This is a genomic window from Geopseudomonas aromaticivorans, assembly GCF_019097855.1.
Classification (GTDB): Bacteria; Pseudomonadota; Gammaproteobacteria; order Pseudomonadales; family Pseudomonadaceae; genus Geopseudomonas; species Geopseudomonas aromaticivorans.
This window is the reverse complement of the sequence record NZ_JAHRGL010000029.1, coordinates 1-12,738: the sequence shown is the minus strand read 5'-3', so window position 1 is coordinate 12,738 and position 12,738 is coordinate 1. Positions and strand designations below refer to the sequence as shown.

10 protein-coding genes and 2 pseudogenes are annotated in these 12,738 nt (G+C 62.9%); 6 read left to right on the top strand and 6 right to left on the bottom strand.

All coding sequences use genetic code 11. The annotated features are described in order from the left end of the window. Together KRX52_RS11440 and KRX52_RS11435 are read left to right on the top strand one after the other, a co-directional pair. On the top strand, window positions 1-3,275 hold a 3,275-nt coding region (locus KRX52_RS11440; RefSeq protein ID WP_217681859.1), incomplete at its 5' end, for a cadherin-like domain-containing protein. Between the two features lie 104 nt (window positions 3,276-3,379). Continuing rightward, on the top strand, window positions 3,380-3,691 hold the full coding sequence (locus tag KRX52_RS11435; protein WP_217681858.1) for a tryptophan synthase subunit beta: 312 nt from the start codon (window positions 3,380-3,382) through the stop codon (window positions 3,689-3,691). 30 nt (window positions 3,692-3,721) lie between these two features. On the opposite strand, the gene KRX52_RS11430 is transcribed toward KRX52_RS11435, so the two are convergent. From KRX52_RS11430 to KRX52_RS11410, 5 genes and pseudogenes are all read right to left on the bottom strand, one after another. Next, window positions 3,722-5,707 (bottom strand): bifunctional diguanylate cyclase/phosphodiesterase, encoded by a 1,986-nt coding sequence (locus KRX52_RS11430; RefSeq protein ID WP_217681857.1) that lies wholly within the window; start codon window positions 5,705-5,707, stop codon window positions 3,722-3,724. A gap of 18 nt (window positions 5,708-5,725) precedes the next feature. Continuing rightward, window positions 5,726-6,403: a cysteine protease LapG gene (lapG, locus tag KRX52_RS11425; protein ID WP_217681856.1), complete on the bottom strand. Its 678-nt coding sequence runs from the start codon at window positions 6,401-6,403 to the stop codon at window positions 5,726-5,728. Between the two features lie 162 nt (window positions 6,404-6,565). Further along, entirely contained in the window at window positions 6,566-7,003 is a 438-nt protein-coding gene (locus KRX52_RS11420) for a hypothetical protein (RefSeq protein ID WP_217681855.1), read from the bottom strand. 310 nt (window positions 7,004-7,313) lie between these two features. Then, complete coding sequence (locus tag KRX52_RS11415; RefSeq protein ID WP_217681854.1) at window positions 7,314-7,481, bottom strand: hypothetical protein; 168 nt, start codon at window positions 7,479-7,481, stop codon at window positions 7,314-7,316. A 29-nt stretch (window positions 7,482-7,510) separates the two neighbouring features. Continuing rightward, window positions 7,511-8,464, bottom strand: a pseudogene (locus KRX52_RS11410) (cbb3-type cytochrome c oxidase subunit I); the annotation flags it as partial. 419 nt (window positions 8,465-8,883) lie between these two features. Here KRX52_RS11410 and KRX52_RS11405 point away from each other — a divergent pair. The 3 genes from KRX52_RS11405 (at window position 8,884) to KRX52_RS11395 (ending at window position 10,519) form a co-directional block, all read left to right on the top strand. Continuing rightward, window positions 8,884-9,279 (top strand): DUF6306 domain-containing protein, encoded by a 396-nt coding sequence (locus KRX52_RS11405; RefSeq protein WP_217681853.1) that lies wholly within the window; start codon window positions 8,884-8,886, stop codon window positions 9,277-9,279. Window positions 9,280-9,304: 25 nt separating this feature from the next. Then, on the top strand, window positions 9,305-9,724 hold the full coding sequence (locus tag KRX52_RS11400; protein WP_254797539.1) for a hypothetical protein: 420 nt from the start codon (window positions 9,305-9,307) through the stop codon (window positions 9,722-9,724). A gap of 87 nt (window positions 9,725-9,811) precedes the next feature. After that, window positions 9,812-10,519: a succinate dehydrogenase iron-sulfur subunit gene (locus KRX52_RS11395; protein ID WP_217681852.1), complete on the top strand. Its 708-nt coding sequence runs from the start codon at window positions 9,812-9,814 to the stop codon at window positions 10,517-10,519. 66 nt (window positions 10,520-10,585) lie between these two features. Here KRX52_RS11395 and KRX52_RS11390 read toward each other — a convergent pair whose 3' ends face one another. Next, window positions 10,586-11,065, bottom strand: a complete 480-nt coding sequence (locus tag KRX52_RS11390) for a SixA phosphatase family protein (protein ID WP_217681851.1) — start codon at window positions 11,063-11,065, stop codon at window positions 10,586-10,588. Window positions 11,066-11,212: 147 nt separating this feature from the next. Here KRX52_RS11390 and KRX52_RS11385 point away from each other — a divergent pair. Then, window positions 11,213-12,359: pseudogene (locus KRX52_RS11385) on the top strand (IS3 family transposase). Window positions 12,360-12,738: the final 379 nt, after the last annotated feature.

The following is a 12,738-nucleotide window of genomic DNA, read 5'->3' as shown; positions in this document are numbered from 1 at the left end:
GCGTGGTGTCCTTCACCCCGGCCGCCAACTGGAACGGCACCACCTCGTTCACCTACACCGTCAGCGACGGCAACGGTGGCAGCGATACCGCCACCGTCGACGTCACCGTCACCCCGGTGAACGATGCGCCGGTGGCGGTGGACGATGCTGTCACTGTGACCGAAGACGTGCCGTTCACTTCCAGCATCCAGCTGGACGCCAACGACTCCGATCTGGACGGCGACAACCTCAGCGTGGTGGCCGGCACCTTCACCACCGCGCAGGGCGGCAGCATCACCATCGCGGCCGACGGCAGCTACAGCTACACCCCGGCCGCCAACTTCCATGGCACCGACTCGGTCGACTACACCGTGACCGACGGCAACCTCACCGACACCGGCACCCTGACGATCACCGTCACGCCGGTGAACGATGCGCCGGTCGGGCAGGCCGATGCCGTCTTTATCAGCGAAGGCTCCACGAGCATGTTCGGCAGCGTGTTGGACAACGATACGGATGTGGATCTGGACAGCCTTGTCGTCACGCAGTTTGCAGGCGACGTCGGTGGTGTGCCGACAGCGGCAAATGGCAGTAACTCGATCACCACCGCTCTTGGCGGGACCGTGGTCATGAATGTCGACGGCAGCTTCAGCTATGTTGCGCCGGTCCTCAATCACAGTGGTGCCAGCCAGCAGAGTGACAGTTTTGTCTATCGCAGTTCGGATGGTGGGCTGCAATCAGGGTGGACAACCGTGAATGTCGTTGTGCTCGACTCGGCACCGTCGACTAACGACGACGAGGATAGCGCCGCTATCGGTGCAACCATCACCGGCAACGTGATTACCGGCGCGGGCGGCAACACGTCGAGTGGCGCGGATACTTTCGTGGACTCTCCGACCAGGATCACTTCCATTACCTACGGCGGCATTACCTACTCGATTCCGGTTGGAGGGAGAACTCTGGTAGCTACCAACGGCACGCTGCTGATCCAGCAGGACGGCAGCTACTCCTACACGGCGAAGAGTCAGCCGATCACCATTGGCTCGCCTGCACCCGTGGATCGCTTCGACTACCGACTCGTCGATGGTGATGGCACGATCTCCAGTCCGGCGAAGTTGACCATCACGACAGACAATAGCTACAGCTTCACTTATGCCGAGAACCAGGTGATCGGCGCTGTAGTGGGTACCGTCGCGGTCAACGATTCGCTCAGCTACGCGATCACCGGCGGTAACGCTGCCGGCTACTTCGCGATCAACAGCGCCGGCCAGATCAGCCTGACCGCGGCCGGTGTGGCCTCGCTGGCCAACGACTACGAAGTTCTGGGCAACCTCCACAGCCTGACGGTGACGGCGACGACCAATGGCGGCGCCAGTCTCGGCATCGCGGTCACCCTTGCGGAGAGCAACAGGAACGACGCGCCGGTGAACAGCCTGCCGGCGAGCTACACCATGAATGAGGACACCACGCTCAAGCTGAGCGGCCTTTCCGTTGCGGACATTGATGCCGGCGCCGGCAGCATTTCGGTCACACTCAGCGTGAGCCGCGGCACCCTCACGGCCGCAAGTGCGAGCGGTGTGGCCGTGAGCGGTTCGGGTAGCGCCAGCATAGTGCTCAGTGGCACGCTCGCCGACATCAACGCCTACCTCGCGACAGCCGCCACTCAGCCGGTTTACAGACCGCTGACTGACGACAGCGGCACGGTCGCCCTGACCATGACCAGCAACGACCTCGGCAATAGCGGGCCGGGTGGCGCACTGACCGATACCGACAGCATCAACATCACCATCAATCCGGTGGCCGATGCGCTGCAGGGCAGCAATGTCGCGCTGCTGGTCGGTGCGCCTGTTGCCAATAGCCTCGATTTCACCAGCACCATTAACGGCCTGAACGGCACCGGCAAGTACACGTTCCCGAGTGGCATTCTCTTGTCTACAGGAGATGCCAGCAAAGTATTCGTCTATTCCACCGGCAGTCTGCTGGCGGTGAGGACTCCGGGCGTCAATGGTGACGGCCGCATCGAAGGTAGCGAGAAGATCGAGCTGAACTTCCCGACGGGGATGCAGTACATGGCGCTCAAGCTGAAGAACGCCGGTAACGACTCCGTCCTGATCCGCAGCGATCTGCAGGTTGGCGAGCTGACCGGCGGGGTGCTCAGCGGGACCATCACTTCATCGTCCGGGCTCACTCTCTCGTCCGCCAACCTCAAGGTCAATCTGGTGCTTGAGGTTACCAACGGTACGACCGTCAGTACCGTTACCACGCAGGCTATGGTGAGCTCCGGCGGTACCTGGTCGGTGAACTACAGCGGGGTTACCGGTACCATCACCAAGGCAACCGTCGCCGCCTATCTCGACGGCAACCTGTTCAACCAGGGCGGCAACACCTCGGCGAATGTGACCTATTCGATCAGTTCCGACATGCAGAGCCTGTCGATTGCCCAGGATGTGCTGAATACCTACAGCCAGAACAACGATGGCTTCCAGATCGAGTACATCGATCTCAGTAGCGACCCGGTCGGCGCAAAGACCTACACCTATCCGATCGATCTCTACGGCGCGATCAGCGACGCCGTGGGTACGCCGGAAAGTTTCACCGGTCTGAAACTGAGCGACCTGCCCGCCGGCATAGCCCTCAGCGTGTGGGATCAAGCCACCAACACCTATCGGGAAATTACCCCGGATGCGCAGGGCGTGTACGACCTGACGGCGTACAGCAGCCTGCTGAGCACTCCGACGACCTCGGGTACCGACCAGATCTATCTGGTCAGTGCCGGGTTACTGCCGAGCGGGTTCGTTCCCACGCTGACCGTCGATATCGCCGATGGTTCGAGCGTCGCCAGGACTATCCTCGGCGGCTCCACCGGCTCTGAGCTGAGCGGCAGCGCCGGCAACGATTACATCAACGGCGGTGCGGGTAACGATACGCTGATCGGCGACGAGGGCGACGATATCCTGCTGGGCGGCACAGGTTCCGACAGCTTCGTCTGGAAGGCGGGCGATACCGGCAATGATGTGATCAAGGACTTCAATGCCAGCGAGGGTGACCGCCTTAACCTGAGCGAGCTGCTTCAGGGGGAAAGCGCAACGAACATCCTCGACTACCTGCACGTGGATATTGCCACCTCGACCCTGCAGATCAGCAGCACGGGCTCACTGGCCGCCGACGGCAGCAATGCCGATGTGACCATCCGACTGGAAAACGGCGGCGCGGCTGTGAACCTGGGCGGCCTGAGTCACGATGATCTGGTCAACTCACTGATCGCGGGTAGCGATCCCCTGGTCAAGATCGGTTGACCGCAAGCGGCAAGGCCTCCGCCACCCTCGGTGGCGGAGGCCTTTTTCTGCCGGCAAAGGCGTGCTGTGCCTGAGCGTGCAGAGATGGCAACGAGGAGTGATCCATGGTGTATGGGAACGATGAAGCGGGAGATCTGCCGCGTCTCGGGGAGAAGGTGAGCGATGGCTGTTCGGCAGGCAGTGGGGAGGATGCCCCGCCCGCGCTGGAGGACAGTCTGCTACGTCTGCAGCAGAGCGATCTGGAAATGATCCGGGTGCTGGAGGATCTGATTCACTTGCTGATCCACAAGGGCGTGGTGCGCATCACCGATCTGCCGGGGGCCGCACAGGTCAAACTGAGCGAGCGGGGCAGGGTGCGTGAGGCCCTCGGTGGCCTGACGGGGCTGATCAATGACGAGGAGCAAGGCGTGATCTGATCACCCCTTGTTCGCCAGTCCGAGTCTCACTCAAGCCGAGGGGGTTACTCCACCACCCTGGGTGGCCTGACTGCCACTGCGCAGTACAGGGCCAGGCTCGCCGAACAGGTGGCCCTGCACGCCGGCAATGCCCATGTCACGCAATACCTGCCACTCGCCTTCGGTTTCGACCCGCTCGGCCAGCAGCGGCAGGTCGATGCTGTTGGCGGCACGCTGCATGGCATCGATGAACAGGCGCTTGTCGCTCTCCCGATCGATGGCGCGGATGTAGCTGCCGTCGATCTTCAGATAGCTGAGGCCGAGTCTGGCCAGATTGCCGATCATGCTGAAGCGTCCGCCGAAGTGCTGCAGGCCGAGGCCGCAGCCGAGGCGGCGCAGGTTCTGGGTCAGCGATTCGAGGAGGGCAGGGGCGGGCAGGTGGTTCTCGTCCAGTTCCAGGGTCAGGCGTGACGTTAGCTCGCGGTTGTCCTCGAGACGCCGATACAGGCCGGCCAGAACCTGCGGTTCGTGCAGCAGTTGGTGGGACAGACTGAGAGCCAGGCGCTGGTCGCTGATACGCAGCTGCAGCAGCGTTTGCTCGAGCATGGCCAGATCCAGGCGGGTGGTCCAGCCGAAGCGCTCCAGCCAGGGCAGGAAGTGCCCGGCCGCGAGCACTTGGCCTCGTTCGTCGTGCAGGCGCGCCAGCACCTTGTGATGCAGGACCCGGTCCGGCTCCCGGGCATCGACCACCGGCTGGAAGTAGAGCTGCAGGCGGCCTTCGCTCAGGACTCGGTCAAGCAGGGCGTACCAGTACTGACTCGGATCTTCGGCAGGCGGCGCCACGCCCAGCTCGTGGATGGCCCAATGACGGGTCGGCTGGGCCGCCGCCTGGGTCAGCGCCATGTCCAAGGCGTGATGCAGGTCGGCTGCTTCGTCACCGGCCGCAAAGGCCACCAGGCCGATATAGGCGACCGGCAGGCAGTCGCAGACACCGGTTTGCTGCAGGCTGCCCAAGGCCTGGTCGATCCGCTGCGCCAGTTGCTCGGCTTCGGCGCGCTGCAGGCCGGCACCGAGCAACAGGAACTTGCCGCCCCGGTGGCGGGCCACCAGCAGGTGGTCTTGACTCAGCTGCTGCAGTTGCTCGGCAATGCTCTTGAGCAGCTGGTCTGCCCGCTGTTCGCCGAGGCGCTGGTTTAACCCGAGCAGATCGTTGACCTGCAGCTGCAGGAGAAAGCCGCTGCTGGCCCGCTCCTCGCCGGCGAGGCAGGCGTGCAGTTGCAGATCGAAATAGCGCCGATTGGCAAGCCCGGTCAGCCGGTCCCGGTAGGCTTCGTCGCGCAGTCTTTCGCTGCGCGCTGCCTCCTCGGCGAACAGGTTCCTGAGCTTGTCCACCATCTGGTTCATCGCCAGGACGACCCGGCGGAACTCCGGAGTGGTCGGCAGTTCGCTCTGGGTGAGGAACTCGCGGCGAGCGATGGCCTGGGACTGCTCGACCATATAGTTCAGCGGACGCAGGCGGCGCCTGAGCAGCAGGCCGCCGAGCACGATGCAGAGCAGGCTGACCACGGCCTGCCAGATCAGGTTGCCCAGGGCGTTCTTCCACAGCTTGCCAACGGCGAACAGCGGATGGCTGACCACTTCGACCCGGGCGGCACGCTGCCACCCGTCGCTGACGGTGGCATCGCCGCGCGCGGACTCCAGGTCGACCAGGCGGGCGAACCATTGCGGAGCCTCGCCGCTCACCGGTGTTCCGCTTCGCTCGACCAACACCTCTTCGCTGTCCGGGGCCAGCACGCGGATGCTTTCAAAATAGCCGCTGTCGAAGACCGAGCTGACCATCAGCTCGACCATGGTCATGTCGTCGTTGATGTGGGGAGCCAGCGACAGACCGAGCGCGGTCGCCGTGTCCTGGGCGTGGGTGCGCAACTGGGCTACCTGCTGTGCACGGGAGCTTTCCACGCCGATCAGCATGCTGCCGGTGAAGCTCGCCAGCATCAGTACGCAGATGGCGATGAACAGCTGCTTGAACAATGACATCAACGACTCCTCGCTTTTCTAGGGAAAACCTTCGGCATGCATTTTCTGCAACAGATCCTGCCAGCGCGACAGCTGCTTGCTATCGCCGACCTGCTGGCCGTTCCCGCTCCACAGCCCTTCGGTATTGAAGGCGTAGACCGGTATCAGGTCTCTGCGCTGATCCGCCGGCTCGATGGCATCGATCAGGTTGTCCAGCACCAGCGGGACTGCCTTGGGGTGCGGATAGTAGGTGAGCACCATGTGCGCCTGGTTCAGTGCCTGTGCCTTGACGTAGGTTAAGTGCAGTTTTTCGCTGGGTATGCCGAGATGGCGCAGGCTGATGTACTTGGCGATGGCGAAGTCCTCGCAATCGCCGGCGCCCTTGTACAACGCCTCGATCGGCGTTGCCCAGTAGTCCCGGACATGCCACAGCTCGATATCGTCACGAAAGCGCAGGCGCAGATTGAAGAAGCGGTTGACGGCCTGCAGTTTCTCCTGCTCGTCGGCGCTGCCCTGTTCCCGCAGCAGCTGGTGCCAGGCCCCCAGGTTGTCGCGTCCCTCAGCGTTCAGCCCGTAGAGCTGTTCGGCGCGCCGCTCGATCAGGCTGAAGTCCCAGGCCGACGCCAGTCCGCAGAGGCCTATGGCAAGGAGCATGATGGCCAGTCGGCGGCGCCGCGCGGCGCGTGCGGCACCGCCAGTGGAGTCTCCGTTACCCATCTCGAAAGCGCCCCGGCTCAGCCTTCGTCCCGCCACAGGCGCAACTGGCCGAGCGGGGGGATGTCCCTGCGGCGCACCTGTCCGAGGGGGCTGAAGAGGGGCGCTTCCTGCTCCAAGGTGGGCGGCGTGGCGACACAGCCAGCGAGGGCGGCACCGAGGGCGCTAGGCTGCAACAGCAGGCCCCCATGGCGAGCGGTGGCGTCCTGCGCAGTGGTGCCAGCCTTGGTCGGCGAGTCTTGCCCCGGCGTCTGGCGCGAGAGCCAGCTCGCTCAGCGCTCCGTCGCCGGCGAACTCAAGATCGAACTGCATGCAGCAGCCGTCGCAGGACAGCGGCCAGGTGTGGATGTTCAGTTCGTGGAGCTCCGAGCCGCAGACCATTGCCAGCCACCGGTCGGGCTGATCGATCAGGTGGCGGACCTTCGCCATGGCTAGGCGCATGGACAGGTCGTGGTTGCCCTTGAGCGCGATCGGCAGGCTATCGCCGGCTTGGATCGAGCAGTTGTTGCCAATGTCTTGATAGGGGCCGGGCGTCAGGGTGCTGTAGCCGGTGGGTGTGTATTGCGGATTGAGCAGGTCGTAGCGGTAGTCGTGATCGGTCATGGGGCCTCCTGCCAGTGTGGCCATGCTAGCACGCTGGCCGTGACGCTTCAGGAGTGCACGAGATTGATCGGCTGGCTGGCTTGCCAGGCGACGATATTGTACGGGGTGGCGCGGGTTCGCCCCTGCATCACCCCTTAATAGCCTTGGTACGGTGGTCGGCACTGAGCGGCCCCGCCGCGGTTGTCATGGCCGCGCGCGAGACCGGCCGGCGAAAGAAAACGAGCCCGCGCGGGTAGCGGCGGGCTCGAGGAAGGTCCTCGTGGGACGGGGTGCCATCCATGGCATGGAACACTTGGTTGGCGGCTGGCCCTCAGGCGACCAGCCGGCGCGACTCGGCAGCGGTCAGGTGCCAAATGGCCTGGGGATCGTCGGCGAAGGGCAGGCGCGCGGCCGCGTCCAGATCCTCGCTGGAATGGCCTTTCAGGCTGCGGTACAGGCCGAACAGGCTCAGCAGGGTGAGGCAGGGCAGCATCAGCATGGCGGTTCTCCTCAGTGCGCGACTTCGGCAGGGATGCGCGGCGCCACCCACTCGATGCTGATCATCGCCACCCAGCCCAGCGCACCGGCGTGCACGTGGCCGACGGTCCAGTCGGTGTAGTGGGAGAGGGCGTTGACGGTCTTGATCGCCATCATCGGCCCTTCGAAGGTGGACATGCCGTAGAAGGCCAGCGACACCACCAGGAAGCGCAGGATCGGATCGGTGCGCAGCTTATGCCAGGCGCCGGAGAGGGTCATCATGCCGTTGATCATGCCGCCCCAGGACGGCGCCAGGAGGATCACCGACATCACCATGCCGAGGAAATCCACCGAGAGGATGAAGCCCACCACGCTGTGGCCGTCCCACCACTGGATCATCGCGTCGGTGGCCCCGGAGTACAGCGGGTAGGACTTGAGCAGACCCACGGGGATGACCGCGTGGTTCACCATGTGGACCATCGCGGTGACGATGATGAACGCGCCGTAGAACCAGTTGCCGACATAGATGTGGCGCACCGTGCGCCGCGCGATGGTGCCGAAGAACAGCCAGGCGAAGGCGAGCCAGACGATGGTCACCCACAGGGCGATGGGGCACTCCATCTCGGCGTACTCCTTCGAGGTGGTGAAGCCCAGCGGATAGCTGAACAGGATGGCCACCACCGCGGCCTGCCAGCCCCAGAATACGAAGCAGGCCACGCTGTCGGAGATCAGCCGCGCCCGGCTGGTGCGTTGCACCACGTAGAAGGAGGTGGCGAACAGGGCGCCGCCGCCGAAGGCGAAGATCACCAGGTTGGTGTGGATCCGTATTCGGCCGAAGCTGGTCCAGGGCAGGCCGAGGTTCAGTTCGGGCCAGACCAGCTGGGCGGCGATGACGACGCCCATGGCCATGCCGAATACCCCCCAGAACAGGGTCGTCAGCGCGAATTGGCGGACGACCTTGTAGTTGTAGGTGGCTTCGGAGTCGGGAACGAATGCTGTTGTCATGGATGTTCCAGATGCACGCAAGGTTTTGGTTTTTTGCCCCCAAATGGGGCGTTGACAAGGCGGCAATAGTCTGGATCGCACCAAAACATTCAACAAACTAATAATAATTAATAAAATGTGCACTATTTTTGATTTAAAGATTCGGCATTGCGCCGTTGCCCGTCGTTAACCCCGCATGCCGCTGTTTTTGCTCACAGCCTCCCCCTGCGTTGTAGCCACCTTGCGTTCAGCGTGGCTCGCGCGCTTCCCGACCGAAGGGCTTGCATTCCTTTAGTGCAATAAAATTGATCAGAGTGTGCATTAACATTCGTTATCAAAAATCATCTTCAAGCGAGACACTGAGGTCGTCCACCGCGCCTTGCCAAGGCAGGTCCTACCGGGAGGTTGCTGGACGTCCCGTCGCCACAGGAGTTCCAACCATGTCCGTATCGCTCGAAGAACTGCTGCAAACCCTGCTGAGCGCCGAACGTGCCGGTGTCCAGGTGGCGTCGGCGAGCCTGCGCGAATGCCGGGACCCGGACTTGCGGCCGCTGCTGGAGCAGATCCTGGCCGGCGAGGGAGAGAGCTGTCGGCGCCTGCTGACCTGCATGCAGCACCTGGGCCTGGAGCCGAACCGACAGACCGGAGAGTTTTACGCCAGGGCGATGGCCATCGCCGATCTGCATGAGCGCCTGGCGTTCATCGATCACGGCCAGCGCTGGGTGATCCGCAAGCTGCAGGAGGCGTTGCCCGACTGCGCGAACCCGATGGTGCGCACGGAGCTGGCAACGGTGCTGCGTATTCACGAACAGAACAGTGCAGCCGCGCCTGCCTGACAAGGTGCCTGTACGAGGAGATATCATGAAACATTCAACCCTGAGCGCTCTGCTGGTGAGCGTGAGTCTGCTGGTCGCCGGTGGCGTGCAGGCCGACGAAGTGCTGTCGACCACCCATGACAACACCGCCGGCAAAGCGGCCGGCGCGGTGACCGGCGTGATGATCGGCGCGGTGGGCGGACCGCTGGGGGCGTTGGTCGGCGCCGGCATCGGCTGGCTGGTCGGCCAGGGCGTGCAGGAAGGCGCCGGTCTCAGCGCGAGCGCCTACACTGTGCGCAGCGACGACGGCGAAACCAAGGTGGTGCGCTCGCCCAATCGCCAGTTCGCCGTTGGCGAGCAGGTCGACCAGCGCGGCGGGCGGCTGTATGCACGCAGCGACTCTGGGCAGGCCCCGGCCAGTGGGCTGTGCGCCGCGCCTGCGGGGGCTGCCGACGGTCGCTGCTGAGCAGGCTGGAGAGTTCCCGAAGGCGTTCCTGCGTAGAATGGGGCTCTCCATTTCCATTTCCATCCAGAGGTCTGGAGGAGACGGGGCATGATCGATGTTCAGGTCTATCGCTATCACCCGGAGCAGGATCGCAAGCCCCGGATGCAGCCGCTGTCGTTGCCCGAGGAGTTCAGGGCGCGCATGGTGCTGGATGCGCTGGAGTTCCTGCACGAAGCGGATCCGACGCTGGTCTACCGGCGCTCCTGCCGCGAGGGCGTCTGCGGCTCGGATGGCATGAAAATCAACGGCAAGAATCGTCTGTCCTGCATCACGCCGGTTGCCGAGGCACTGGGGAAAGGCAGCACGTTGATCATCAGGCCCCTGCCCGGCATGCCGGTCATCCGCGATCTGGTGGTCGACCAGAGTCTGTTCTTCCAGCAGTACCAGAGCATCAAGCCCTGGCTGATCAACGACGAGCCTGCGCCGGCCATCGAGCGTCTACAGTCTCCCGAGGAGCGCGCCAGGCTGGATGGCCTGTACGAGTGCATCCTCTGCGGTTGCTGTTCGTCGCAATGCCCGTCCTGGTGGTGGAATCCGGAAAAGTACGTCGGCCCGGCCGGCTTGCTGCAGGCCTGGCGCTTCATCACCGACAGCCGGGATCGGGCCATGGAGGAACGGCTCGAACGGCTGGAAGATCCGTTCAGCCTGTTTCGCTGCCGCAGCATCGGCAACTGCTCGTGGGTCTGCCCCAAGGGACTCAATCCCATGGGCGCCATCGGCAAGATTCGCCAGGAGCTTTTGCGTAAAGGCAGCTAGTGGACTGTGCGGCTCGTGCTGCACAGGGGGTCACCCTTTCTCCCCGTGCTGCCGGCCGAGCGGCCGTCACGAATACTTGATCACCACTTTTTCGAGCTTCTTCCGGCCGATTTTCGCCCACGACTTCGTGTCGAACCTGAGTATGGCCACGGCGCAGGTCGGCAGGTTGACGTCCTTGTCCGCCAGCTCTAGCACCAGCTCCGACAGCAGCGGATTATGGCCCGCCAGCATCACCCGCTTGTGGTCGTCGCCCACCTCCCGAATGAGCCGCAGCAGGTCGTCCACCTGTCCGCTGTACAGCCGCTCATCCTGCACGATGCTCTTGCGCTTGAAATCGAGCTTGCGGGCGATGGTTTCTGCCGTTGCCAGCGCCCGTTGCGCCGGGCTCGAAACAATCATGTCGAGCGCAACTTCGGACTCGGCCAGCCGCTTGCCCATTTTCACCGCATCGCTCTTGCCCTTGTCGGTCAAGGGACGATCCCGGTCGGCCAACTTGACGTCGTCCCAGCTCGATTGGCCGTGGCGAACGAGGAACAGCACTTTCATGGCACTCACCCTGTTTGGCGTGCTGGCTTTACCCTCAGGCTAGCTTGAGTTGCTTACAAACAGATGCACGCGCTTTCTCGATCACTGAATCGCCCCGGGTTTCGTAGACACCTCTAAGCCTCATAATGAGGCCCATCAGGAGGAGCCATGAGCAGTCCACGTTACCCCGAGGAGTTCAAGATCGAAGCCGTCAAGCAAGTGACCGAGCGGGGACTTCCCGTTGCTGATGTTGCTGGCTGGGCGTATCGACGCACAGTCTGTATGCGTGGATTCGGCGCTACAGCAAGCCCGAGCCGCTGCGTCGACAGGAGGATGACCAGCAGGCCGAGCTACGCCGTCGGCGTGCCGAACTCAAGCGCGTGACCGAGGAGCGCGACATCCTAAAAAAGGCCGCCGCGTACTTTGCCAAGGAGTGCGGCTGAAGTACGCCCTGATCAGCCGGCTGGCTACTGACTATCCGATTCGCCGTCTGTGCCAGACGCTCAAGGTACACCCGAGCGGCTACTACGCCTGGCTTGCCAATCCACACTCGGAGCGAGCAAAGGAGGATCAGCGGTTGCTGGGGCTGATCAAGCACGGCTGGCTGGAAAGTGGTGGGATCTACGGTTACCGGAAGATTCATGACGGCTTGCGCGAGTTGGGTGAGCGCTGTGGCCATCACCGTGTTGCCCGTCTGATGCGTCAGGAAGGGCTCCGCTCGCAGACGGGGTATCGCCGTCGCCCAGGACACTACGGAGGAAGGCCGCCACTGGCGGCGCCAAACCGCTTGGCGCGCCAGTTCAACGTCACCGAGCCGAACAGGGTCTGGGTCACCGATATCACCTACATCCGTACTTACGAGGGCTGGCTCTACCTAGCGATCGTGATCGATCTGTTTTCGCGGCAGGTGATCGGCTGGTCGATGCAGCAACGCATGAGCAGCGATCTGGCGATAGATGCCTTGCTGATGGCTGTCTGGCGACGCAAGCCGAAGCAGGAAGTGATGGTGCATTCCGATCACGGCAGTCAGTACAGCAGCGCTGACTGGCAGAGCTTCCTCAAGGCCAACAATATGATCGGCAGCATGAGCCGGCGCGGAAACTGTCACGACAACGTCGTCGCCGAGAGCTTTTTTCAGCTCCTGAAGCGTGAGCGGGTCAAGCGGAAAATCTACGGCAGCCGAGCGGAGGCCAAGGCCGATGTGTTCGACTACATCGAGATGTTTTACAACCCGAAGCGACGACATGGGTTCAACAGCCAGCTGTCGCCGGTAGAGTTCGAGAAGCGCTATTTTTCGAGCTTGGAGGGTGTCTAGAAAACTCGGGGCGATTCACCTTGCTGTTGTAGCTGAAGGCCGCTGCAGCTGACCAGGAACCTACTTCGCCGACTCCGCAGTCGTAGCCCCATCCTATCTGGGGTGACTCAGGAAGCGGGGGAGGTCGGTGTGGGCAGACGCATGAAGGATTTTGGGAAATTTCTTAATGAGTGGTTGACAGCATTTTTGAAGGCTGTATTATTCGCCACCTCGCTGCAGCAGCCTCCGGGTTGAAGCTAGCGCAAGTGGTTGAACGAAAAGAAATTTTCACGAAACGCTTGACAGGTTGTAAGGCTGCTGTAGAATTCGCGGCCTCGGTTGAGACGAAACACTGACTCGGTCGAAACGCTCTTTAACAAGTTGAATCAAGCAATTCGTG